16 protein-coding genes are annotated in these 25,922 nt (G+C 34.4%); 10 read left to right on the top strand and 6 right to left on the bottom strand.

The features are described 5' to 3' along the window. Positions 1 to 41: 41 nt before the first annotated feature. The 6 genes from OLM54_RS18430 to OLM54_RS18405 all read right to left on the bottom strand — a co-directional run bounded on the left by OLM54_RS18430 (position 42) and on the right by OLM54_RS18405 (position 10,772). The gene (locus OLM54_RS18430) at positions 42 to 635 is read right to left on the bottom strand and encodes a hypothetical protein (RefSeq protein WP_264536016.1); all 594 of its coding nucleotides are present in this window, start codon (positions 633 to 635) and stop codon (positions 42 to 44) included. A gap of 13 nt (positions 636 to 648) precedes the next feature. Further along, positions 649 to 1,839 (bottom strand): hypothetical protein, encoded by a 1,191-nt coding sequence (locus OLM54_RS18425; RefSeq protein WP_264536015.1) that lies wholly within the window; start codon positions 1,837 to 1,839, stop codon positions 649 to 651. A gap of 220 nt (positions 1,840 to 2,059) precedes the next feature. Beyond that, the gene (locus tag OLM54_RS18420; protein ID WP_264536014.1) at positions 2,060 to 4,936 is read right to left on the bottom strand and encodes an alpha-amylase family glycosyl hydrolase; all 2,877 of its coding nucleotides are present in this window, start codon (positions 4,934 to 4,936) and stop codon (positions 2,060 to 2,062) included. 76 nt (positions 4,937 to 5,012) lie between these two features. After that, positions 5,013 to 6,113 (bottom strand): SusE domain-containing protein, encoded by a 1,101-nt coding sequence (locus tag OLM54_RS18415; RefSeq protein ID WP_264536013.1) that lies wholly within the window; start codon positions 6,111 to 6,113, stop codon positions 5,013 to 5,015. Positions 6,114 to 6,130: 17 nt separating this feature from the next. Then, positions 6,131 to 7,759, bottom strand: coding sequence for a RagB/SusD family nutrient uptake outer membrane protein (locus OLM54_RS18410; protein ID WP_264536012.1), 1,629 nt, complete (start codon positions 7,757 to 7,759; stop codon positions 6,131 to 6,133). 37 nt (positions 7,760 to 7,796) lie between these two features. Continuing rightward, a complete protein-coding gene (locus OLM54_RS18405) occupies positions 7,797 to 10,772 on the bottom strand; it encodes a SusC/RagA family TonB-linked outer membrane protein (protein WP_264536011.1) in 2,976 nt (991 codons plus the stop codon). Between the two features lie 235 nt (positions 10,773 to 11,007). On the opposite strand from OLM54_RS18405, the gene OLM54_RS18400 reads away from it, so the two are divergent. The 10 genes from OLM54_RS18400 to OLM54_RS18355 all read left to right on the top strand — a co-directional run bounded on the left by OLM54_RS18400 (position 11,008) and on the right by OLM54_RS18355 (position 25,900). Next, entirely contained in the window at positions 11,008 to 12,039 is a 1,032-nt protein-coding gene (locus OLM54_RS18400) for a LacI family DNA-binding transcriptional regulator (protein ID WP_264536010.1), read from the top strand. Between the two features lie 179 nt (positions 12,040 to 12,218). After that, the gene (locus OLM54_RS18395; protein ID WP_264536009.1) at positions 12,219 to 13,571 is read left to right on the top strand and encodes an MFS transporter; all 1,353 of its coding nucleotides are present in this window, start codon (positions 12,219 to 12,221) and stop codon (positions 13,569 to 13,571) included. A 22-nt stretch (positions 13,572 to 13,593) separates the two neighbouring features. Next, positions 13,594 to 14,247, top strand: a complete 654-nt coding sequence (gene pgmB, locus OLM54_RS18390) for a beta-phosphoglucomutase (protein ID WP_264536008.1) — start codon at positions 13,594 to 13,596, stop codon at positions 14,245 to 14,247. A 330-nt stretch (positions 14,248 to 14,577) separates the two neighbouring features. Then, on the top strand, positions 14,578 to 16,881 hold the full coding sequence (locus tag OLM54_RS18385) for a glycoside hydrolase family 65 protein (protein ID WP_264536007.1): 2,304 nt from the start codon (positions 14,578 to 14,580) through the stop codon (positions 16,879 to 16,881). Positions 16,882 to 16,909: 28 nt separating this feature from the next. Beyond that, the gene (locus OLM54_RS18380) at positions 16,910 to 19,024 is read left to right on the top strand and encodes a glycoside hydrolase family 97 protein (protein WP_264536006.1); all 2,115 of its coding nucleotides are present in this window, start codon (positions 16,910 to 16,912) and stop codon (positions 19,022 to 19,024) included. 204 nt (positions 19,025 to 19,228) lie between these two features. Next, positions 19,229 to 21,088, top strand: a complete 1,860-nt coding sequence (locus OLM54_RS18375) for a glycoside hydrolase family 13 protein (RefSeq protein WP_264536005.1) — start codon at positions 19,229 to 19,231, stop codon at positions 21,086 to 21,088. 392 nt (positions 21,089 to 21,480) lie between these two features. Continuing rightward, positions 21,481 to 23,073 carry an alpha-amylase family glycosyl hydrolase gene (locus OLM54_RS18370; RefSeq protein ID WP_264536004.1) on the top strand — a complete coding sequence of 531 codons (1,593 nt, stop codon included), beginning with the start codon at positions 21,481 to 21,483 and terminating at the stop codon, positions 23,071 to 23,073. Between the two features lie 211 nt (positions 23,074 to 23,284). Next, positions 23,285 to 23,962, top strand: a complete 678-nt coding sequence (locus tag OLM54_RS18365; protein ID WP_264536003.1) for a glycerophosphodiester phosphodiesterase — start codon at positions 23,285 to 23,287, stop codon at positions 23,960 to 23,962. 77 nt (positions 23,963 to 24,039) lie between these two features. Further along, entirely contained in the window at positions 24,040 to 25,248 is a 1,209-nt protein-coding gene (locus OLM54_RS18360; RefSeq protein WP_264536002.1) for an NAD(P)/FAD-dependent oxidoreductase, read from the top strand. Positions 25,249 to 25,252: 4 nt separating this feature from the next. Further along, a complete protein-coding gene (locus OLM54_RS18355) occupies positions 25,253 to 25,900 on the top strand; it encodes an HAD family hydrolase (protein WP_264536001.1) in 648 nt (215 codons plus the stop codon). The last annotated feature ends 22 nt before the right edge of the window (positions 25,901 to 25,922 follow it).

Genomic DNA, 25,922 nt, shown 5'->3' with positions numbered 1-25,922 from the left:
CGAGCAACAAAATGCAAATCGTCACAAAAATTAAATAGTTTTTAGTTATTGTTTTCATTTATATTTTCGTTATTAAAAAAAGCATTATACATTTTGAAATATCCCAAATAGATACCTTGAAAACTAATATCAGGAATAATAACATTGAGCATTTTTTCTGGAAATTTCTTGTATGACAGTTTACTTTCAACAATAGTTTCTATATCTAAAATTAAATCTTTCATTTTTCTGATGTCTGTATTCTCCTGTTCTAATTTTTCAATTATTGATTTTGAAAAAAAAGGCTCTGGTGGATGTTGCATTTGTACAATTACATAATAAGGACATATGACACTTAAATATAGGGTAATTGAGTGTAATTTTCCTCCTTCAAAAATATTTAGGAAAAACTTAAAACATCTGTCTTGAGAATCTAGTCGTGAGAAATCCTCAAAATCTTTTAAAATTAAATCCTCTTCAAATTCTATTTTAATATCATCTCGCAATTTCTTATTTTCATCAGAATTAAAAAAATCTATTGTTGACTGCAATCTTTTGTGCTCTTGAGTTTGCAGATATAATTGATTTTGATCCCAAGGACATATATTCTTAGGATAAAACAAATAAGCTAAATTTAGTAAAACTTCATGTATCATATTTTATAATAATTTAATCACAGTTTCCTGTACTTGACGTATTTGTTTTATAATTTGTAGCTTTAATAGTGGACGTAGAATTAAAATTTACTATACCTCCATTAGTATAAAGACGGTACTCATCTATTAATTTTTTTTGAAAATACAATCTCACTGATAATTCAGAAACTTCTGTATTTCCGTATTTGGTAATCGTCTCACGCATTGCCAATTCAAGAATTTTTGCAGAGACTGTTGCCGCCACACCTACAGTTACATCTCCATTCCCTTTATTAAAATTTACAGGTATACCAAAACTTATTGGCTGAGGGTAATCGATTATTTGTGTAATTCGAAATCCTTTTTGAGTAACTAAAACGATTTTAAAACTAACGTTTTTAACCAATGCTTCTTGCCAATTTGCTCCATTTTTTCTAACAAAATAAAAACTCTCACAACTCGGAGGTGCATACGTGGCTGAATTACTTGAATTTGTACTCCCATCTCCGTTATTACTTCCACCTCCAGAGCTTATATAACCACCTGTACCATATATTCCTCCAACAGAAGATCCGATACTAAAATCTCTACTTATGCCTATTGGATTTGAAGAACCTCCGCTACCACCTTGTACGATTACTTCATCTAATGGAATAGGAGCTTCTTTTCCAGTAAGATTACGAGGTTTGATTTTATCGTCACCAGATAAAAACCTTGCTTTTACGTTGTTAACGGCTATACCATTTTCAAATTTAGCTCCTTTTACAAAACCTTCTTTCAGGTCCCATGTTAAAATATAACCGTTATAAAAATTCAGACTACCAAAATCATCTTTCGTTTGATCTTGTTTAAAAACAGCTTCTGAATCAGGAAATAACTCATGTATAACAGGCCTATATTCTTTGCCGAAAGGATATAAATATAACCTTTTTTCTCCTTTGTATTCCGGATTTTGTGGATTGTCCTTAACTGGAACGGTTATAACAATCGAATCATTTTCTAATTTAATTTCAGAAGCATTCTCCCAATGATAATCAATGCTCTTAAATACTGAATCAAGAGGCTCATTTGTCTTGTAAACATTAAACCAATTCTTAGCTTCATTAATTTTTCTTTCCTGATTGAATGACTGTTTTTCACCAATTTCTTCTTTGGTACAATTTGTAATTAATAACGTAAAGCTTAAAACAAATACGGTTTTTGCTAATTTCTTTAATTTTTTCATGGTCAAATGATTTAATGGTTAAATAGTTCTTGAAATTTATTTCCTATTAAATCATTCAATTGCCCCGAAAAGATATTAAAGCGCCAGAATAAGCCATACTTTCTGTTTGTAAAACTGATGTAAAATAAAAGGGCTGCCTGTTTCCAGACAACCCTTTCTAACTACTAACAAAACCAAAATTTTAACTTGTTAGGTTATATTTTAATAGATTTCCAAGTCGTTATTTTTTAATAAATTTTATAACCTGAGTTTTATCATTCTGATCTAAAGCTTTTACTACATACAATCCCGCTTTTAAATCGCTTACGCTAAATTGAAAATCGGTATTTCCATCAGTAATAAAACTCTTAACCAATTGTCCTGATATTGCATAAACCTCAACTTTAGTTGTTGTTACATTTAAGGTGAAATAATTTGAAACCGGATTTGGATACAGATTAACTGTATTTCCTTTCTCGAAATCTGCAATTGCTAAATTTGCCTGTTTGTTACCATAAATTCTGTATTCGCCGGCGGGTAAACTTATTGTCGCATTTACATCGGTAACATTTATAGTGGTATTATCCATTAAATTATACCAGGTTCCTGTGTATTGAAAACCTGTTGCTGCATTTTGTGTGGTAACATCAAAATTGGCGACAATTAAAACATCTTTCAATTGTGCCGAAGATAAATTGCTATTCGTAATTTTTATATTCACCGCCAATGAACTAACATTTGCAATTGTTGGAGTTCCTAAAAAAACAGGTTCTGTTGTTTTTAGTGTAATCATTTTTGCCCAATCGTTGTAAATTTTATTTCGGTTTGAATTTCCTAACCAATTATTTACCCATTGCGGTTGCGGTTTTGTATCTAATTTACAATCTCCTGAAACAGCATCAAAATCATTATTTACAGAATTATCGTTGCAGGTAAAAATTGAATTTTCCCAGCCTAATTCTCCAAAATGCCAAATCATTTTTGGTCCGGGAACAAGCAAAGAAACTGCTCCAATTGCCGGCATTCTTGATAAAGCCGTATTTAAATCTTTTACATTATAAGTTCCGTTTGAAGCTCCGTATTGCATATTTTTATACATCAAGCGTTCTTCATCATGACTTTCGGCGTAACCCATTAATCGATTTGCTGCAAAGCCATGGCTCGCGCTGGACATTCTCGAAATATTACTGTCAGATGCGTATCCCATTGACAACTGATTGTACGCTCCGGTCATTTTTCCCCACATCATAACGCCTTTACTTGGTGTTTCATTCACTCTGTAATTTGCCCATTGCTGTTCTTCGACATCATCATTGCCTAAATGCTCAAAAATGGTATAATGTGTAGGATCTAAACTCCACGAATAATCTGCATATTTTCTCAAGACATCTACTCGATCCTGCTGATATTGATCTGTACAAGCTCCATCATTAGCCGTACAATTTTGGGTAAATCCTTTGGTTAAATCCCAACGGAAACCGTCAATTTTATATTCTTCAATCCATTGTTTAATAACGCGATCTACATAATATTGCGTTTTAAGCGATTGATGATTAAAATCTTCACCAACACTGTAAGCATGTTTGGCAACGGTATTAAAATATGGATTCTCGGCAGTTGGCGAACCAAATCCGTCTCCGTCAGGATCGTTCATCCACATTCGAACCATTGGATTTCTACCAAAAGCATGGTTTAAAGCGACATCCAAAATAACCGCAATTCCGTTTTGATGACATAAATCGATAAGTTCTTTTAATTTATCCGAAGTTCCGTAAAATTTATCCAGCGCCATATGAAACGAAGTATTGTAACCCCAGCTTTCATTGCCTTCAAATTCCATTACCGGCATTAATTCGATGGCATTTATTTTAAGGTTTTTAAAATAATCGATGCGATCAATTAAACTCTGATAATTTCTGGCTGCATCAAAATCGCGAACCAAAACTTCATAAACTACCAGTTTTTCTTTTTCGGGTTTTGCAAAATTGGTTATTTGCCAATTGTATGGCGTTTGTCCTGTTTTTAAAACTGTTACTTCAAAGTTTTGTCCTGTTGGATAAACGGGCATATTTGGATATGAAGCCGACGGAATTCCAGAATCATCATAAGGCGACAAAACTAAGGTAGAATAAGGATCAGCCGTTTTTACCAAAGATGGTGAATTGACAAGCGGTGTCGCATCAACAACCCAATATTGATATGTATTATTTACTCCGGAAACTAATCCTGTTATTTCTAACCAGAATTTTCCCGAAACAGGATCTTTTTTCATGGCATACGCCGATGAAGGCTGCCAATTATTAAAACTTCCGGCAACGTAAACAAAATCTTTTAAAGATGCATCTAAAACCAACGTTGCTTTTGTAGCATCTGTCGCATTATAATTTATTCCATCAACCAAACCGGCTGGCATTGCCTGAGAAATTGTATTTGGATTTACAACAACCGAGAATTTTTTAACGATCGTTGTCGCGCCCTGAACAATACTCAATTCATAGCTTTGATTCGTAGTTATATTGGTATGATTAAATGAATAAGACGATGTACTTGCATTGGTGTTAATTATTGTTCCGTTTGCTTTTAATATATAACTCGCCGCACCATTTGTATTTGTAGCGGTAATATTAAAATTTGAACCCGAAGTTATAATTGTTGTACTATTTTCAATTGGTGCTGTTAAAGTTGTCTGAAAAGAACCTACCTCAACCAAAATATCCTGCGATTTTTTATCGCCTGTTCCGTTTTTTGCTTTAACCAAAAAGCCTATTTTTCCAATTCCTGTAGTATTATAATAGGTTGTTGGCGTAAAAGTTTTAGTATAAGTATCTGAAACTGCATTGTAGGTAAATTTACTGGCATCACTTGAGGCTTCCCACGTTCCATTATTTGGTGTTCCTTTTTGCGTAGTATCGTTTATATCAAAAGCCCACGTCCATAAGTAAAGTGAATGATCTGTAATTCCCCATGTTGTTTCGTTAATACTGCTTCCGGCAATTGTAATGGTAATAGCGGTAGTTTCTTCAAAAGGCGAAGGACTCACTGAATAAATGGCAGTTTGCGGTTGGGCAAATGTAATGGCCGACAACAAAACGAATATTGATAGTATAATTTTTTTCATAATGTGGTTTGGTTTAGTTAGTAAGATTAAAAAAGGGCTACCTTACAGATAGCCCTTTTAAATATTTCAAAAAAGATTACTCTTGATTTGGAATCATTAAGTAACTTCCGTCTAAATCATTGAAATAAATCACATATTTAGATTTTGCTACAGGTGTATTATCTCCTGAGTTCACTCCTGAGAAAGGAGTTTTTCCTCCCCATGAAACATCCCATGCATCATTAGCTCTAAATTTCATTTCACCATCGTTTAATGATGTTACTCCAAGAGTCCAAATATGCCCGTTGAATGAAGATTTTATCATTGGTGTTGATGCATCCCAGCCTTTAGAAGTACTGCTTCCGATGATTCCAACTGTTGCATAACTTACAGCAGCAGATGCATCATAAGGAACTAATGTATAGGTTAACTTGTCAACATCCATTGTAAAGGTGTAATATCCATCAGCAGCGATTACAAAACTAGCCGGATCAGGATCTGCGTCAACTCCTCTATAGGCAAGAGCACCTGCAGAACCTCCGTACATTGGAGCCCAGCTTCCTAAATTTTTGATCGCTTTAAATGCTCCTGCTTTAAAAAATCCCGTAAATTTATATTGATTAGCATTTGCAGCACTTCTGAATAAAATTTGATTTCCTTTATTATTATCCCATCCTGAAACTGTTGCATCACCAACTAAATACCAATCAACAAAATTGTAAACTACTTTCCCTACATAAGGGGTTACCGTAATTGTAATTAAACCTTTTGATACCTGAGTAAATCCTCCGGAAACATTTGATGAAATTTTTACATCATACATTGCAGCAACTTCCGGCTGTCCGCCAAGATCAATTGCTGCCTGATTTAAATCTCTGGCAAGTACCGAAGCTTCTTTAATACTATTTGTTGTTGTTGCAAGCGTTTTTGCCGCTGTAAAATCGCCGCCTTTTTTATCTATTAACAAAGTATATTTTATGGCTACGGGACTAGAATACGCCGCTGCCGACCATGTAAATTTAGCAACTTCATCTGCCGCTTTATTAACATCCAGAACATAATTTTGTCCTGTTGTTGGCGCAGTAATTTCTGGTGTTGTAACATCATTAAGAACTGTTCTTTCATCTACGGCATCAGCATTACATGAAACTGCCAACACACCAATAAATGCGATTAAAATTTTATATATATTTTTCATTTTAATGTTTTATAAAATTAGTATCCTGGATTTTGCTTCAATGTTGGATTTGCCTGAATGTTTCTTGCAGGAATAGGCATTAAATCTCTGTATGAATCTGTAGCGTTACCGTTTACAGAACCACCTTTCCATTGCCAGATTTTAGAACTACCAGTAAATTTTCCAAAACGAATCAAATCTGTTCTTCTGTGGCATTCCCAAAATAATTCTCTCCCTCTTTCATCTAAGATAAAATCAAGTGTTAATTGTGGAAGCCCAATTGTTTGTGCATTTGCTCTAGTTCTAATTTGATTGATATAACCCAAAGCAGTATTCATGTTTCCGGTAGTAGCGCCTCTAAGAGTTGCCTCGGCATACATTAAATAAGCATCTGTTAATCTAAACATTGGGAAATCGATATCCGGGATATCATTTCTTTGTGCTGCAGAACCGTCTGCATTTTTATTGATGTATTTTGTTACAGCATAACCGTCTGTAAAAGTTCCAACATTATTAATGTCTTTAGATTGTCCGTCTCTATAAAATGTTCCTCTATTATCTGCAGTTGCAGTTTCATCAGGAAAAAGGTTTACAAACTCTCTGCGAGTTCTAATCCCTTGCCATCCACCGTCCATTCCTCTGGAAGCAGCATCCATGCTACCACCAATAGAAGCGTGCATAATAAAACTCATTCCACCACCGGTAGCTCTAATCGCGTTACCATCTCCAATAATTGGGAAAATAATTTCTGATTGCGCACCGTTTCTGTTATTATCTGCAGAGAACAAATAACGGTAAGGAACGTTTGCAAAGGTATAAGCTGAACCGGTAATGATTTCATTACATAACGTTGCCGCTTCATTGTTTCTGTCTACGCCTGTATAAACTTTAGAGTTTAAATAAATTTGTGCCAATAAAAATTTAGCAGCTGTTTTATCTACTCTGCCATATTCATTTGCTCCAGAAGCTACTAAACTATTGTCTAGATCTTTTAATTCAGATTCTACAAAAGCAAAAACTTCTGCTCTTGATTTTTGTACCGGATAAAAGAATCCAACAGGATCATTTTCTGTAGTGATTGGCACATTTCCAAATAAATCCATTAAGTTATAATAAGAGAACGCTCTTAAAAAACGAGCTTCAGCTCTAAACTTTGCGATATCCGTTTTTAAATTTGCATCAACACCTCTTGCTGTTAATTTCTCATCAGTAGTTTGTCTTAAAAACTCGTTTGCAACACTAATATGATAGAATGCTCTTGAGAATGTTCCTTCTAAAAATTCATTAGCCGGAGCCCATGTTTGAGAATTCAACGTTGGCAAAGTACCATCAGCCCAGGCAATAATTGCTTCGTCTGTAGAAAATTCCTGTGTTACAAAAAGTAATCTCAGGTAACTGCTAAAATCACCTCCAAGTCCTGCAATATCAGGGTTTTGTCCAGGTTTTGTAGCATCTCCGTCACCATCATTACCTCCAACATACAAACCTGCGTATAGCTTTGCCAATACTTCTTTGTACGATGCGGGATCTTGAAAAAAGGCTTCTGATAAAAACTCATCATCATCCTTTGGCGTCACGTTTAAATCGTCCGTACACGAGGTAAGCGTCATACTTAATCCTAAAACGAATAGGAAAAAATAAGATATATATTTAAATGATATTTTCATTTTGTTTATTTTTAAATTTTTGATTTTCAATCTACTATTAGAAATTGGCATTTACTCCAAACAAGAATGTTCTTGCTCTTGGGTATACATTATTATCAATTCCGTTGAATTTCTCAGGATCTAAACCATCGTATTTCGTAAGAATGAAAACATTTTGAACACCAGCTGTAAATCGTAAAGAAGCTGCTTTAATGATCGTTTTATCAAAAGTATATCCAAGCGTAACGTTATCTAATTTGATAAACGAAGCATCTTTTATAAAATAATCAGACAAGTAACGTTGTGTTCCGTTATCTTCAAAAGTAAAACCAGTATTAAAGTAATCTGAACTTACGTTCGACAAATCTGTTTGTCTTCTCAAACCAGCATCAGAATAACCTAAGTTTGAACTTACGTTATCAAAAATCTTATTTCCTACACTTGCTCTCCAATTCATTGTAAAATCAAACTTTTTATAGTTTAAAGTTGAGAATAAACCAAAAGTATAATCCGGTGCGGTCTTACCTGCTCTGTAACGGTCGCCCGCATCAATTTTTCCATCTGCATTTCTATCTACATAAGCTCCTGCAATTGGTCTTTTGTTAGCATCGTATAATTGTTCGAATACAAAAAATGAATTCGGCGCATATCCTACAGAGTTAATAAGGATTTTATTTCCATTTCCACCCGAGATATTATCTCCGGTCAAATAACCCTGAAAACCGGGAACCGTGATTCCTAACTCAGAAATATTTTGATCGATATAAGTCGTATTGAAAGCCACATTCCATGTTAAATTATCATTTTTAACAATATCAGACGCAATACTAAATTCAAGTCCTTTTGTTCTTACACTACCAATATTAAAGAAACCTTGATTTCTTAAATTTGCACCATCAGGAACCGCAATATCTGCTAATAAATCAGTTGATTTTTTATCAAAATAGTTAATCGTTCCCGTAATTCTATCGTTGAAAAATCCGTAATCGATACCAACATTAGTTTCAGCCAATTCTTCCCATTTGATATTTTCATTATATCCTTCAGGTCTTGCCGTAGAATAAATTGTATTACCAAAAATATATTGCGAATTAATTGTTCCTAAAGTAACTCTTCGTAAATAGTCATATTGAGCAGAGATATCCTGTTGTCCTGTTGTACCGTAACCAACTCTTAATTTTAAAGTCGAAACAGTTGCATTTCCTTTTAAGAAAGCTTCTTCAGACATATTCCATGCAAAAGCAGCCCCACCAAAATTACCCCATCTGTTATCTTCAGAAAAACGAGAAGTTCCGTCTCTTCTGTAATTTAAAGTCAATAAATATCTGCTGTCAAAACCTAAATTCAAACGTCCGAAGAACGATTGTAAATTAACATCCGGATCTGTAGCAACATCTGAATTAGGATTTGGCTGTCTAACCTCTCCTGATGAATATTTTTCTTTTTGAAACAATTGGTAGTTATAACCCGCAGTTGCATCAATTTTAAGTTTTCCTAAATCTTTAGTATAATTAAAATAAGCATTTAAGTTTTTGTTTTGAAGCGCATCTGTATAACTGTTATAGTTTCCTAAGTTTACATAATCCGGTCCGTTAAACGGTTTTGGCTGATATCCTAAAGCACTTTGAGTACTTACTTCAGTATATCCGCTACTGTCAAATCTATCAATACCAGCTTCTACAACAGCTCTTAAATCTTCAAAGAAATGCAGTTTATAATCTAATCTAATATTACCCCATTTTCTGGTAGAAGTAGCTCTTCTGTTATCCTGATTTAATCTTGCAACAGGGTTTCTCGCAGGCAATAATGGTAAATTCCCAGTAGGCTCTAACCATTCAAAATAACCTCCATAACGAGAACCAGCTTGATAAACAGGCTGCGTAGGATCAAATCCAATAGCACTTCCGATAACCGCACCTTCATCCTGAAATTGGTTTTTACCGAAAGATAAGTTTCCGCTAATATCAATTTTTAAGTGATTATCAAATAAAACCGGATTTAACGATAACGATGTCGTAGTTCTTTCAAAAGAAGTGTTTCTTAGGATTCCAGGATTATCAACATTACCAACAGATAATCTTACCGGTAATTTATCAAACAAAGCACCACTTATAGAGATATTATTGTTTGTTGTTAATGCAGTATGAAAAATTTCATCTTGCCAGTTTGTATTTGCATTACCCAATAAAGCTTGCTGAGCCGGAGTACCTTTAGTGTTTACCAATTCACGAAATTGGTCTGCACTCATTACATCAACAGTATTTGCCACAGTATTAATACCAACCTGAGAACTGAAATTAACTTTTACACCACCTTTAGCTCCTTTTTTTGTTGTAATAACAATTACACCATTTGCAGCTCTCGATCCGTAGATTGCAGCAGCAGAAGCATCTTTAAGAACCGTAAAAGATTCAATATCATTAGGATCAATTGTAGATAAAATACTCGTTGCCCCACTAGGAACCGCATTGCTTAAAGGCAATCCGTCTAAAACGATTAAAGGCTCATTAGAAGCATTTAAAGATGAACCGCCACGAATTCTAATATCTGCTTTTGCTCCCGGAGCACCACCGCCCGTTACATTAACACCCGAAATACGACCGCTAATTAAAGACTCAGGAGTTACGTTAATTCCTTTATTAAATTCTTTAGAAGAAATTTGTGAAACAGATCCGGTAGCATCCTTTTTCTTAACAGTACCGTAACCTACTTGTACCACAACTTCTTTAAGTTGATTCGTATCTTCTTCCAGCGAAACACTTAATGTTTGTTGTCCGTTAAAAGTTACAGTTGACGTTTTATATCCAATAAATGAAACCGTAATTTTGTCTCCATTTTTTAAATTAGATAACTGAAATTTACCGTCAAAATCTGTTGATGTTCCGCCCGGAGCACCTTGTACATTTACATTTACTCCCGGGATTGGTTGTCCCGTTGCAAGATCTGCAACAGTTCCTTTTAAAGTACTTTGAGCTAGTACAGTAAACGGTAACAGCAGGAATAAAAATAACAACTTTTTGTAAATTGTTTTCATACTTTTTGTTTAAATTAGTTTGAGTTTGTGATTGTTAGTTAAGTTTTTAATTTTACTTCGAATTTCAAAATTATGAATTTATTAACATGACCAACGTTTTGCAATTTTTAATAAGTTACGAAAACGTGGTAGTGTTGAAAACTTTCTATATTTTGTAATCTTTTAAGTCAAAAATTATCAATTATCAAAATTTCACATACCTTTATTATTAATTAGATTTTTTTCAAAAATTAGCATGAAACGAAAAATAACCTTAAAACAGATCGCAAGAGAGCTTGATGTCTCTATTTCAACTGTCTCAAAATCACTTAGAAACAGCCTTGAAATAGGAGAAGAAACACGCCTGAAAGTGCAGGCTTTTGCAAAGTTTTACAACTATAAACCAAACAATATTGCCCTTAGCTTAAAAAACCGAAAAACCAAAAGTATTGGTATTATCATTCCGGAAATTGTACATTATTTTTTCTCAACCGTAATCAATGGAATTGAGCAGGTTGCAAACGAAAATGGTTACAGCGTTGTTATCTGTTTATCTGATGATTCTTTTGATAAAGAAGTCTTAAATATGGAAATGTTAGCCAACGGAAGCATCGATGGATTTATCATGTCACTTTCTAAAGAAACCCAATATAAAGGTGATTTTCACCATATTACAGAAGTTATAAATCAAGGAATGCCCGTTGTAATGTTCGACCGCGTAACAAACGATATTTTGTGCGACAAAGTTATTATTGATGATAAAGCCGCAGCTTACGAAGCCGTTCAGAGTTTAATTGATAATGGAAGAAAAAAGATCGCTCTTGTAACAACCGTTGATTATGTAAGTGTTGGAAAACTACGAACAGACGGTTACGAAAAAGCGCTTCTTGACAACGGATTACCTTTTAACGAAGATTTAATCATTAAAATTGAAGACGTAGACACTTGCGAAATCACCATTAGTCAGCTTTTGCACGACAGAGCATTTGATGCTGTTTTTGCTGTAAACGAGCTTTTTGCCGTAACAATTATAAAAACAGCCAGCAAAATGGGACTTAAAGTTCCCGAAGATCTGGCAGTAATTGCATTTACAGACGGAATCATCTCTAAATATTCAACGCCAAGTATTACAACCGTAAGCCAAAGTGGTGAAAAAATGGGAAATAAAGCAGCTAAAATGCTCATCGAAAGACTCGAAGCCGAACATGAAGATGACGATGAAGAAAACGAAAATTACACCACAGAAGTTATAGAAACACATTTGATAAAAAGAGAATCTACTGACTAATTTTCTTAAAATCAACACATTCTAAAGCCATAATTAATATTTATGGCTTTTTTGTTAGCATATATCTAAAAATAATTAATACTTTTACGCCCGTCAAGGCTTTTACTTTTACTTCGAAAAAAACAGTAAGTTTTGATAAGCATAGCGCTTATCGTCTAATTAATTTTTTAATTACGATAATGGAAAAGCGTAAATTAAGTTTCTGGGAAATTTGGAACATGAGTTTCGGTTTCTTAGGAATACAAATGGGGTTTGCACTTCAGAATGCAAATGCCAGCAGAATTCTTCAAATTTTTGGTGCCGACGTACATGAACTATCATGGTTTTGGATTATTGCTCCTTTAATGGGATTAATAGTGCAGCCAATTATTGGTCATTATAGCGATAGAACCTGGGGACGATTCGGACGAAGAAAGCCGTTTTTTCTTGTTGGTGCGATTTTAGCTTCAGTTGGATTAATTTTAATGCCGCAAGCTAAAATTTTTATTTCTGTTTTACCCGCTTTATGGGTTGGAGCCGGAATGTTAATGATCATGGATGCTTCTTTCAACATTGCCATGGAACCTTTTCGCGCACTTGTTGGTGATAATTTAAGAACAGATCAGCGTACTGCCGGATTCAGTATTCAAACTTCATTAATTGGTTTTGGAGCAGTAATTGGTTCAGCATTGCCGTATGTTTTAACGAAATATTTTCACATTTCAAACAACGCCGATCCCGGAAGTATTCCTTTAAATCTGAAATTATCATTTATCATTGGAGCAGCCGTTTTAATAGGTTCAATTTTGGTAACATTGTTTACAACAAAAGAATATACTCCCGAAGAATTAGCCAATTTTGAAGATCCTCAAAGCGAAGTCGATGTTCCTTCTGAAGAAAAATCAAAACTTACAGACATTTTTACAGACTTTGCAAAAATGCCAACAACAATGCGTCAGCTAAGTTGGGTACAATTTTTCTCGTGGTTCGGATTATTCGGAATGTGGGTTTTTACAACGCCCGCAATAGCACATCATATTTACGGTTTACCATTAAACGACACTTCCAGCCAGCAATATCAAGATGCCGGAGATTGGGTTGGAATTTTATTTGGAGTTTACAATTTAGTTTCTGCTATTATCGCACTGTTTTTTTTGCCCTACATCGCTAAAAAAATCGGAAGAAAATCAACTCACGCACTTTCATTAATTATTGGAGGAATCGGATTAATATCCATTTACTTTATGCCAAATGAAGATTGGGTTGTATTGCCTATGATTTTAATTGGAGTTGCCTGGGCAAGTATTTTGGCTATGCCATACGCAATTCTTGCGGGATCAATTGCTCCAAAAAAGATGGGCGTATATATGGGAATATTTAACTTTTTCGTAGTTATTCCACAAATTGTAAATGCACTTATTGGCGGTCCAATTGTAAAATACCTCTACAATGGCGACGCAATTTATGCCTTAATTACAAGTGGAGTTAGTTTTTTAATCGCAGCTCTTTTAGTCTATAAAGTAAAAGATGTAGACGACACTATTCAAAAATAATAAAAGAACAATTTCTAATATAATGAGCAAAAAAGCATTCATATTCGACCTTGATGGCGTAATTGTCGATACCGCTAAATACCACTTTTTAGCCTGGCAGAAAATTGCAAAAGCATTAAATATAAATTTTACACTCGAAAACAACGAATTACTAAAAGGAGTAAGCCGCGTGCGTTCGTTAGATATAATTCTTGAATTAGGAAATGTTCAGGCTTCGCAGGAAGACAAAGACAAATGGCTGATTCAAAAAAATGAAGATTACTTATCTTATTTAGTTGACATGGACGAAACCGAGATTCTTCCGGGAGTTTTTAAAACGCTTCAACTATTAAAAGAAAAAAACCAAGGAATTGCGTTGGGTTCAGCGAGTAAAAATGCCCGACCAATCCTTGAAAAAACTGGAATCCTTTCGTATTTCGATGTTATTGTTGACGGAAATGACGTTACCAATGCCAAACCAGATCCGGAAGTTTTCCTGAAAGCGGCTCAATTACTCCATATTGACCCAAAAAACTCAATTGTATTTGAAGATTCAGTTGCCGGAATTCAAGCGGCAAACATAGCAGAAATGGTAAGTGTAGGAATTGGTGAGGAAACAATTTTACATGAAGCTGATTATATTTTTAAAGATTTCACAGAGATCGAGTCAACGTTTATCGAGAAACTAATTGGTTAGTGAAGAATGTGGCAATATGTCAATTTGATAATTAGATAATTCTCCAAACTTGAATTATCTAATTGACTAATTTTCTAATTGTCTAATTTAAAATGTGGCAATGTGCCAATTTGATAATTAGATAATTTGCGCAATCTTGAATTATCTCATTGACTAATTATCTCATTAACTAATTTAAAAATACAAATCATCAATTAAAAAGTAAAATAGTAAAACAACAAGCAATTAAGGATGGAATAAATTTAGAAGCAGCCAAAGACAAGTAATTATCAAATTGGCACATTCTCTAATTGACACATTCTCTAATTGCCCAATTATCTAATTTAAAAAATGAATCAAGATTATATAAAACCAGACAATTGGTCCATCATAGAAGAAGGATTTGACGTAGAAAGAGTCAAATCGTCTGAAAGTCTCTTTAGTATCGGGAACGGTGCTATGGGACAACGCGCCAATTTTGAAGAAACCTATTCAGGCGAGACTTTTCAAGGAAGTTATATCGCAGGAATTTATTATCCGGACAAAACAAAAGTGGGCTGGTGGAAAAATGGATATCCAAAATATTTTGCGAAAGTATTAAATGCTCCAAACTGGATTGGAATTGACATTGAAATCAACGAAGAAAACTTAGACTTAAACAATTGTACCGAAGTTAGAAATTTCCGCAGAGAATTGAATATGAAAGAAGGCTGGTACAATCGTTCCTTTGAAGCAACATTAAAAAACGGAACTGAAATCGCGGTAAACATCCGTCGTTTTCTTTCTTTGGATTTGGATGAAGCCGGAATTATCAAATATGAAATCACGCCTTTAAACAAAGACGCTAAAATTGTTTACAAACCTTATATTGATGCCGGAGTTACGAACGAAGATGCAAACTGGGAAGAAAAATTCTGGGAACCACTTGAAGTAAAAAAATCAAATAGTGAAGCTTTTGTAACCGCGCAAACTTTTAAAACGCATTTTAAAGTTACGACTTTCATGCACAATACAATTTTTGCAAACGGAGAAAATGTAAATATTTCACCTTCAACAATCGATTCAAGTGCAGATAAAGTTCAGTTTACTTACGGAACTATTATTGCTAAAGGGCAAACCTCATCAATTCAGAAAATTGGTGGATATACTGTTTCTTTAAATCACGAAAACACTTTGGCTGCAGCCGAAAAAGTGATTAAAACTGCCGCTAATTTAGGATATGACACATTGCTTCAAAATCAAATTGATGCCTGGAGTAAAATCTGGGAAATGTCAGATATTACAATTGATGGCGATGTAAAAGCACAACAAGGAATTCGTTTTAATATCTTTCAATTAAACCAAACCTATTTAGGAAAAGATTCTCGTTTGAATATTGGACCAAAAGGTTTTACCGGAGAAAAATACGGCGGATCAACGTATTGGGATACCGAAGCATATTGCATTCCGTTTTATATGGCAACAAAAGATCAGCAAGTGGCTAGAAACTTATTGACATATCGTTTCAATCAATTGGATAAAGCGATTGAAAATGCCAAAGACAATTTAGGCTTCAAAAATGGCGCTGCTTTGTATCCAATGGTTACCATGAATGGAGAAGAATGCCATAACGAATGGGAAATCACACACGAAGAAATCCATAGAAATGGTGCAATTGCATTTGCGATTTATAACTACTACCGTTTCACCGGAGATTACTCTTATATTCCTGAAAAAGGTCTGGAAGTTTTAATTGGAATTGCGCGTTTCTGGCACCAAAGAGCTTCTTTCTCTAAAGAAAAAAATCAATACGTAATTCTTGGCGTTACAGGTCCAAACGAATACGAAAATAACATCAACAATAATTTCTACACCAATTATATTGCAAAATGGTGTATTGATTATGCATCGGAACAAATTAAAAAAGTTGCAACAGAATATCCTTCAGATCACAAACGTATTTTAGAAAAAACAAACCTTGCAGCTTCTGAAATTCAGGAATGGAAAAAAGTAGCTGATGATATGTATTTTCCAACTTCTAAAGAATTAGGGATTTATTTGCAACAAGATGGCTTTTTAGACAAAGATTTAGTTCCGGTAAAAGATTTGGATAAATCACAACGCCCAATAAACCAGAAATGGTCTTGGGATCGTGTTTTACGTTCGCCTTACATTAAACAAGCCGATGTTTTACAGTGTTTTTATTTCTTTGAAGATCATTTCTCTAAAGAAGAATTAAAACGCAATTTCGAATTTTATGAGTCATTTACGGTTCATGAAAGTTCACTTTCGCCTTGTGTACACTCGATTCAGGCTGCTCATTTAGATAAAATGGATATGGCGTACACGTTCTATTTAAGAACTTCTCGTCTTGATCTCGATGATTATAATAAAGAAGTCGAAGAAGGTTGTCACATTACCTCAATGGCAGGAACATGGATGAGTATTGTAGAAGGTTTTGGCGGAATGAGAGTTAAAAATGATCAGCTTCATTTTTCTCCAAAAATTCCAAAAGAATGGAAAGGTTATTCTTTTAAAATTAATTTCAGAAATCAAATTTTAAAAGTTGATGTAAATCATAATGAAACCAATTTTACTGTAGATGGAGATCAAGATTTAACAATTGTCGTGAACGGAAATCCTACAATTGCAAGTAAATTTGTACAAATAAATTAAACTAGAATACACTTAAAACTTAAAAAACATGAAAAACTTATTTTTCGCAAGTTTAATCTTGTTTGCTTTTAGCACGATTGCAAAAGCGCAACAATTAAAATCACCCGAAGGCAAGTTCGTAATGGAATTTTCTCTTCAAAACGACGGAACTCCAACTTACAATTTAAAATACAAAAATAAAGAGGTTGTAAAAACCAGTAAATTAGGTCTTGAACTTAAAGATGACAAAAAATCTTTATTGAATGATTTTACAGTTACAGATACAAAAACATCCTCTTTTGACGAAACCTGGAAACCGGTTTGGGGAGAAGTAGACAATATCAGAAATCATTATAATGAACTGGCTGTTACTTTAAATCAAAAAGGAACTGACAGACAAATCGTAATCCGTTTCCGTTTATTTGATGATGGACTTGGATTTAGATATGAATTTCCAGCTCAAAAGAATCTTACTTATTTCATAATTAAAGAAGAAAGAACACAATTTGCGATGGCGGGCGACCACACAGCATTTTGGATTCCGGGAGATTATGATACTCAGGAATACGATTATACAAAATCGAAATTATCTGAAATTAGAGGTTTATCTCAAAAAGCATATACGGCAAATGTTTCGCAAAAAAACTTTTCACCAACAGGAGTTCAGACTTCCTTGATGTTAAAAACTGCTGACGGAATCTACATCAACTTGCACGAAGCAGCTTTGATTAACTATTCTTGTATGCACTTGAATCTTGATGACAAAAACATGATTTTCGAATCTTGGTTAACACCAGATGCAAAAGGTGATAAAGGATATATGCAAGCGCCAAGTCACTCACCTTGGAGAACGATTATGGTAAGCGATAATGCTACAGAAATCTTGTCATCTAAAATGACTTTAAACCTAAACGATCCATCAAAAATTGATGATACTTCTTGGATTAAACCCGTAAAATACGTTGGTGTTTGGTGGGAAATGATTACAGGAAAAAGTTCTTGGTCATATACAAATGATTTCCCAACGGTACAATTGGGAGTTTCTGATTTCTCTAAAGCAAAACCAAGCGGAACTCACGGAGCAAACAATGCAAACGTAAAAAAATACATTGATTTTGCTGCTGCAAATGGTTTCGATGCCGTTTTGGTTGAAGGTTGGAACGAAGGTTGGGAAGACTGGTTTGGTCACTCAAAAGATTATGTTTTTGATTTCGTAACGCCTTATCCTGATTTTGATGTAAAAGGTTTGCACGAATACGCAAAATCTAAAGGAATCAAAATTATCATGCACCATGAAACTTCAGGTTCTGTTCGTAACTACGAGCGCCACATCGATAAAGCATACCAATTTATGAAAGACAACGGATATGATGCTGTAAAAAGCGGATATGTTGGAGATATTTTGCCTCGCGGTGAAAACCATTACGACCAATGGATTGTAAACCATTATCAATATGCAATTGAAAAAGCAGCTGATTATAAAATTATGGTGAATGCTCACGAAGCAGTTCGCCCAACCGGAATTTGCAGAACATACCCGAACTTAATTGGAAACGAAGCGGCAAGAGGAACAGAATACCAAGCTTTTGGAGGTTCTAAACCAAACCACGTTACCGTTTTACCTTTTACACGTTTAATTGGTGGACCAATGGATTATACGCCTGGAATCTTCGAAATGGATATCAGCAAAATGAATCCTGAAAACACGTCGCATGTAAATAGTACAATTTGTAATCAATTGGCTTTATACGTTACAATGTACAGCCCGTTGCAAATGGCAGCTGATACTCCTGATAATTATAACCGTTTTCCAGATGCATTCCAATTCATAAAAGATGTGGCTGTAGATTGGTCAGAAAGTAAATATATCGAAGCTGAACCAGGAGATTATATCACTGTTGCCCGTAAAGCAAAAGGAACAAACAACTGGTTCGTAGGAAACGTAAACGGAGAAACGCCTCGTACATCAAACATTGATTTCAGTTTCCTTGAAAAAGGTAAAAAATATACGGCTACAATTTATGCTGATGCAAAAGATGCGCATTACAAAACAAATCCGCAAGCTTATACCATCAAGAAAATTGCTGTAACAAACAAATCAAAATTATCGCAGCTTTCTGCTCCGGGCGGAGGTTATGCAATAAGTATTATTGAAACCAAATAATTTTCTAAAAGACAGGCAATTTTCCCCGAGATTGCTTGTCTTTTTTTTAATCTGATATATTTTCTCCTAACAGGTTTTTAAAACTTGTTAGGTATTACTCCTATAATTAATCCTGCAAGGTTTCTAAAACCTTGTAGGTTTAAACTCTTATCAAACATACCTACAAGGTTTGGAAAACCTTGCAGGAAACTAAAACTATAAATTATGAGAATTCAAACAAACCATATTATTTATAAAATCTTTCTATTCATCTTGATTTTTTCTGCTTCCGCAAAAGCGCAAATCCAGAAAGTTGAACCACCATTTTGGTACGCAGGAATGAAAAATCCGGAACTACAAATCATGTTCTACGGAAAAAATATCGCACAATACGAAACTTCGGTTTCAAACAATGTGGTGATTAAAAATGTAGAGAAAACAGAAAACCCAAATTACCTTTTCGTTACCATCGATACACAAAACCTAAAAGCTTCTGAATTGGTTTTCTCTTTCAAAACCAAAAACAAAGTTGCTTTTACACAGAAATATTCCCTTAAAGAAAGAAGAGCAAATTCCGCAGATAGAAAAAGTTACGATGCATCGGATATGATTTACTTAATTATGCCGGATCGTTTTGCAAACGGAAATCCTAAAAATGACAGCAACGCCATTTTAACCGAAAAAGGAAACCGCCAGGATCCAAGCGGACGTCACGGCGGCGATATCGAAGGAATTATTAAAAACTTAGATTATATTTCGTCTCTTGGCGCAACAACAATCTGGAGCACGCCTTTATGCGAAGACAACGACAAACAGCATTCGTACCATACTTACGGACAATCTGATGTTTACAAAATAGATCCGCGTTACGGAACAAATGATGATTACGCTCGACTTTCTGCAGAAATGCATAAAAAAGACATGAAACTGGTTATGGATTACGTAACCAATCACTGGGGAATCACGCACTGGATGATGAGCGATATTCCAACCAAAACATGGTTCAACCAATTCGAAAACTTCACACAAACACATCACCGCCGTGAAGTTATTACAGATATTCACGCCTCAAAATTAGATCAGGAAGTTTGTGTCGATGGCTGGTTTGTGCCGTCTATGCCGGATTTGAATTTAAGAAATCCTTTGGTTGCAAAATACCTAACTCAAAACGCCATTTGGTGGATTGAATTCGCCAATCTTGACGGATTTAGAGTCGATACTTACAACTATTCTGACGCCACTGCAATGGCAAATTGGGCAAAAGCAATTACCAATGAATATCCAAACTTTAATATTGTTGGAGAAATCTGGATGCACAATCAGGCGAATTTAGCATATTGGCAAAAAGACAGTAAAATTGGTGCAATCGAAAACTACAATTCGAATTTACCAAGTGTAATGGATTTTACACTTCAAAGTCAGGTTACTTCGGCTTTCAATGAAAATGAACCAAGCTGGGACAACGGAATGATTAAATTCTACAATAATTTCGCAATGGATTATTTGTATCCAAATACGAATAACATTTTGGTTTTTGCCGAAAATCATGACACAGATCGTATGAATGATAAGTTTAAATACGATCTTCCAAAATACAAACTGGCAATGACTTTATTAGCTACGGTTCGCGGAATTCCGCAATTGTATTACGGCTCAGAAATTGGAATGGGTGGTGACAAAAGCAAAGGCGATGCCGATATTCGTCAGGATTTTCCAGGTGGATGGATTGGCGATAAAAATAACGCTTTTACAAAAGAAGGAAGAACGGCTGAACAAGCTAAATTCTTCGGTTTTACATCAAAATTATTCACTTGGAGAAAAACAAACGAAGCCGTTCATTTCGGGAAAATGACACATTATATTCCGGAAAATAACACTTATGTTTATTTCAGATATACAGATGCAAAGGTAGTAATGGTAGTTTTCAATAACAATGCAAAAGAGCAAACTATCAAAACAAATCGTTTCAAAGAAAACATCAAAAACTTTAAATCAGGAAAAGATGTTTTGACAGGAAAAATATTTGATTTAGCTACTGAAATTACTTTAGAACCAAAGTCAGCAATTGTTTTAGAATTGGAATAAAAGTCCGCAAAGGCAATCGCAAGGCGCGCAATATTTTTCTGCCACAGATTAAAGGATTATTATAGATTTAAAAAATCATTTTAATCTTTTAATCTGTGGCTATTATTTTTAAACACATAGAAACATAGTTTTTCTAGTTCAATAAAGGCGTTTCACTTGCATTAACAAACATAGCTATGTGTAAATGATTTAATCATTTATTTTTACCTTTTGAGGAAATAAAATCTATATTTCTATGTGTTTAAAAAAATATGTTCATGGTTTTTTCGCCACGAATTCACGAATTATTATTTGTTATATGAAATAAATAAATTCGTGAATTCGTGGCGGAATTTTTAAATTATATCCTTTCCTTTCTTTATCTTTAATATTCTGGCTCAAAATCAGCTTCAATGAATAAAGAAAATACTTCAAAAACACCTTTCATTTGGGAAGGAGCAAATATTTATTTTTTACTTACCGATCGTTTTTATAATGGAAATCCTTCGAACGATATAAATTTCAACCGAACCAAAACTCCCGGAAAATTACGAGGTTTTGAAGGCGGTGACATTATCGGAATTATCAAAAAAATCGACGAAGGATATTTTGATCAATTAGGAATAAATGCAATTTGGCTTACGCCGATTGTAGAACAAATTCACGACGGCGTTGACGAAGGAACGGGACTTAGTTATGGCTTTCACGGTTATTGGGCAAGAGACTGGACGGCTTTAGATCCTAATTTCGGAACCAAAGAAGATTTAGCTAATCTGGTTAAAAAAGCCCACTCAAAAGGCATCAGAATTATGCTGGACGGCGTTATAAATCATACCGGACCCGTAACTCCCGAAGATCCTATTTGGCCGGAAGACTGGGTGAGAACCGGAATTGTCTGCGATTACAAATCATTCGAAAATACTACAATGTGTACTTTGGTTGATAATCTTCCGGATGTCAGAACCGAAAGTAATCAGGAAGTAGCTCTACCCTCTTTTTTAATCGAAAAATGGAAAAATGAAGGTCGTTATGAAAAAGAAATAAATTCATTAGACCAGTTTTTCAAAAGAACAAATTATCCCAAAACACCAAAATATTACATCATAAAATGGCTAACAGATTATATCGTCGAATTTGGAATTGACGGTTACAGAGCCGACACCGTAAAACACACAGAAGAAAATGTTTGGGTCGATTTTAGAAAAGAATGTGATTATGCATTTGAAACCTGGAAAAAACATCATCCATTACAAGTTCTGGATCAAAACCCATTTTATACAATTGCAGAAGTTTACGGTTACGAAATAAGCGGTGGAAAAGATTACGATTTTGGAGATCGAAAAGTAAATTATTTTCAACACGGTTTTAATTGCATGATCAATTTTGAGTTTACATTAGATGCACAAAACGATTATGAATTTATATTTTCGAAATATTCGGCGAAACTTCAAAATGAATTAAAAGGATATAGCGTTCTTAATTATGTATCGTCGCACGATGATCCTGCTCCTTTTGATGCTAATCGAAACAGAACTTTCGAATCTGGAACCAAACTATTGCTTTCTCCCGGAATTTCTCAGGTTTATTATGGTGATGAATTAGGTCGTTCGCTTGTAATTGAAGGCACAGAAGGCGATGCCACTTTACGATCTTTCATGAATTGGGATGATATTCAAAACAATCCTGAAACCCAAAGAATACTTTTGCACTGGCAAAAGCTAGGGCAATTCCGCAGAAATCATGCTGCAATTGGTGCAGGAATACATACTCTAATTTCAGAGAAACCGTATATTTTCTCGCGAAGTTATACTAATGGAAATTATAACGATGAAGTTGTAGTTGGTTTAGATTTAGGAAATGGAATAAAAGAACTTCCGGTTAATTCAGTTTTTGAAAACGGAACTAAACTAAAAGATGCTTTTTCAGGAAAAGAAACAGAAGTTCAAAACGGAAAAGCAATTATCAATTCTGAATTCGGACTTGTTTTACTGGAAATTTCAAAATAGAAAGCAGTTCCAAAGTTTGTTTCACGCAGATACTGCAGATTTGAGCAGATTTAAAATTATAAAGATTATTTGCGTGAATCTGCTCAAATCTTTTTAAAATCTGCGTGAAACAAAAATTCATTTTAATCCTATAATCTGTGCCTAACTTTTTATCTAATCCTTAGCGCACTTTGCGTAAAACTTTGCGACCTTTGCGGTAAAATTTCAATCCATGCTAAAAATAGCACATCGCGGTGCCAAAGGATACGAACCCGAAAACACTTTAAAAGCATTCCAAAAAGCATTAGACTTAAATGCTGACGGAATCGAACTCGATGTTCATTTAAGCGCTGACGGACATATTATCGTAATTCACGATGAAACCATCGACAAAATGACCAACGGAAAAGGTTTTGTAAATACATTATCTTTGCCCGAATTAAAATCATTTTTGATTAAAGAGAAACATCAAATTCCGACATTAAATGAAATTTTTGATTTGGTAAATAAAAAATGCCTGATCAATATCGAGTTGAAAAGTGCTGAAACTTTCACTAAAGTTGTTGATTTGATTGAAGAATATGTTTCAGAAAAAAACTGGAATTACGATCACTTTATTATTTCAGGTTTTGACTGGAATGCGCTGAAAAAAGTTCATAATCTAAATTCAAATATTCCAATTGGCGTTTTGACAGAAACTGATCTTGATCTGGCTTTGGCTTTCGCCGAAACAATAAAAGCAAAAGCAATTCATCCTTATTATCATTTATTAAATCAGGAAAACGTAAATCATATTCAGAAAAAAGGTTTTCTCGTTTTACCCTGGACAATAAATATCGATGAAGATATTCAAAAAATAAAGAATTACAACGTAGACGGAATCATTTCTGATTTTCCGGATAAAATATAAAATAGCCACAGATTAAAGGATTTAAAAGATTTTTAAAATCTGTGCTAATCTTTTTAATCTGTGGCAAAAAATAAAATATGATCAAAAATTTCGACATAATTATTGTTGGCGGAGGCGCGGCAGGTTTTTTCACAGCGATTAATATTGCCGAAAAAAATCCAAAACTGAAAATTGCCATTTTAGAAAGAGGAAAAGAAGTGCTTTCTAAAGTTCGTGTTTCCGGTGGCGGAAGATGCAATGTAACACACGCCTGTTTTGAACCTAATGAATTGGTAAAATTTTATCCGCGTGGCGAAAAAGAACTTCGAGGTCCGTTTCACCAATTTTGTTCAGGTGATACCATCGAATGGTTCGAAAAACATGGCGTAGAATTAAAAATCGAAGACGACGGCAGAATGTTTCCGGTTTCAAATTCATCCCAAACCATAATCGATTGTTTCCTCGAAGCAACCGGAAAATTAGGCATTAAAGTATTAACGGGTCAAAGTGTTCAATCGATTTTTAAAGCAGAAAATCATTGGAAAATTGACACTCAGGATGAAAATTACGCTACAGAAAAATTAGTTTTAGCGACAGGAAGCAATCCTAAAATTTGGGAAATGCTACAAACACAAGGTCACGCCATTGTAAGTCCCGTTCCTTCTCTATTTACTTTTAATATTAAAGATCCTCGCATAAAAGAATTACCCGGCGTTGCGGCACAAGTTACCGTAAACGTAAAAGACACCAAACTAGAATCAACCGGCCCATTATTAATCACACATTGGGGAATGAGCGGTCCCGCGATTTTGAAACTTTCGGCTTGGGGCGCACGAACTTTATTTGACAAAAATTATCAGTTTACCATTTTCGTAAATTGGTTAAATGATGTTGATACCGAAGATGCTGAAAAAATTATTAAAGAATTAAAACAGGAACACGCTAAAAAAGCTGTTTCAAAAAAATCTCCTTTTGATTTCCCTAATCGTTTATGGGAAAGTCTGGTTTTAGCATCAGCAATTGAAGCGGAAACAAAATGGGCAGATTTATCTAAAATTCAATTACAAAATTTAGCTTCTCAATTGACAAAAGCCGAATTTAAAGTAAACGGAAAAAGCACTTTTAAAGAAGAATTTGTTACCGCCGGCGGAATCGATTTAAAAGAAATCAACTTTAAAACCATGGAAAGCAAACTACATCAAAATCTTTATTTTGCAGGAGAAATTGTAAATATCGATGCGATTACCGGAGGTTTTAATTTTCAAAATGCCTGGACAAGCGGGTTTATATTGGCAAATAATATTTAACAGAATGAAATTTAAAGGAATTATTTTTGACTTAGACGGAACATTAGTAAACTCATTAGAAGATATTTCAGATGCTATGAATATCGTACTTACCGGTCTAAATTATCCCACTCATACTTACAACACATATCAATATTTTATTGGAAGCGGTTTACGAAATTTAGTAAGCAAAGCATTGCCGGCAACAAACAATTCTGAAGAACAAATCGAAATATGTTTTGATTGCATGATTCATGAATACCGAAAAATCTGTACGCTAAAAACAAAACCATACGAAGGCATTGTAGCATTATTGGATAATTTGGTTTCAAGAAATATCAAATTAGCCGTTTTTTCAAATAAGGCAGATGAATTGACAAAAAAAATAGCCACTGAAATATTTCCTGAACATTTTGATGTTGCCGTTGGTTTAAGTACTGAAGCTCTTAAAAAACCAAATCCGTTTGAAGCTATAGAAATAAGCAAAAGTTGGAATTTAAATACCGAAGAAATTATTTTTTTAGGAGATTCAGATATTGATATGCTGACTGCAATAAATGCAAATATGTTTCCTGTGGGAGTTTCCTGGGGTTACAGAACGGAAGAAGAATTAATAGCAAGCGGCGCAAAAGTGGTATTGAATAATCCTCAAGAACTAATTAATATGTTATAAAAAAGTATTCAGTCGCAGTCGC

The sequence above is a fragment of the Flavobacterium sp. N1736 genome (assembly GCF_025947065.1).
GTDB lineage: Bacteria > Bacteroidota > Bacteroidia > Flavobacteriales > Flavobacteriaceae > Flavobacterium.
Note: the sequence above shows the minus strand (reverse complement) of the source record. Positions and strands in the feature narration are given on the sequence as shown.

What these genes read in the sequence shown, in the direction of transcription:
- OLM54_RS18430 (WP_264536016.1), bottom strand. Translation starts at nt 635, where the DNA reads ATGATACATGAAGTTTTACTAAATTTAGCTTATTTGTTTTATCCTAAG.
- OLM54_RS18425 (WP_264536015.1), bottom strand. Translation starts at nt 1,839, where the DNA reads ATGAAAAAATTAAAGAAATTAGCAAAAACCGTATTTGTTTTAAGCTTT.
- OLM54_RS18420 (WP_264536014.1), bottom strand. Translation starts at nt 4,936, where the DNA reads ATGAAAAAAATTATACTATCAATATTCGTTTTGTTGTCGGCCATTACA.
- OLM54_RS18415 (WP_264536013.1), bottom strand. Translation starts at nt 6,113, where the DNA reads ATGAAAAATATATATAAAATTTTAATCGCATTTATTGGTGTGTTGGCA.
- OLM54_RS18410 (WP_264536012.1), bottom strand. Translation starts at nt 7,759, where the DNA reads ATGAAAATATCATTTAAATATATATCTTATTTTTTCCTATTCGTTTTA.
- OLM54_RS18405 (WP_264536011.1), bottom strand. Translation starts at nt 10,772, where the DNA reads ATGAAAACAATTTACAAAAAGTTGTTATTTTTATTCCTGCTGTTACCG.
- OLM54_RS18400 (WP_264536010.1), top strand. Translation starts at nt 11,008, where the DNA reads ATGAAACGAAAAATAACCTTAAAACAGATCGCAAGAGAGCTTGATGTC.
- OLM54_RS18395 (WP_264536009.1), top strand. Translation starts at nt 12,219, where the DNA reads ATGGAAAAGCGTAAATTAAGTTTCTGGGAAATTTGGAACATGAGTTTC.
- pgmB (WP_264536008.1), top strand. Translation starts at nt 13,594, where the DNA reads ATGAGCAAAAAAGCATTCATATTCGACCTTGATGGCGTAATTGTCGAT.
- OLM54_RS18385 (WP_264536007.1), top strand. Translation starts at nt 14,578, where the DNA reads ATGAATCAAGATTATATAAAACCAGACAATTGGTCCATCATAGAAGAA.
- OLM54_RS18380 (WP_264536006.1), top strand. Translation starts at nt 16,910, where the DNA reads ATGAAAAACTTATTTTTCGCAAGTTTAATCTTGTTTGCTTTTAGCACG.
- OLM54_RS18375 (WP_264536005.1), top strand. Translation starts at nt 19,229, where the DNA reads ATGAGAATTCAAACAAACCATATTATTTATAAAATCTTTCTATTCATC.
- OLM54_RS18370 (WP_264536004.1), top strand. Translation starts at nt 21,481, where the DNA reads ATGAATAAAGAAAATACTTCAAAAACACCTTTCATTTGGGAAGGAGCA.
- OLM54_RS18365 (WP_264536003.1), top strand. Translation starts at nt 23,285, where the DNA reads ATGCTAAAAATAGCACATCGCGGTGCCAAAGGATACGAACCCGAAAAC.
- OLM54_RS18360 (WP_264536002.1), top strand. Translation starts at nt 24,040, where the DNA reads ATGATCAAAAATTTCGACATAATTATTGTTGGCGGAGGCGCGGCAGGT.
- OLM54_RS18355 (WP_264536001.1), top strand. Translation starts at nt 25,253, where the DNA reads ATGAAATTTAAAGGAATTATTTTTGACTTAGACGGAACATTAGTAAAC.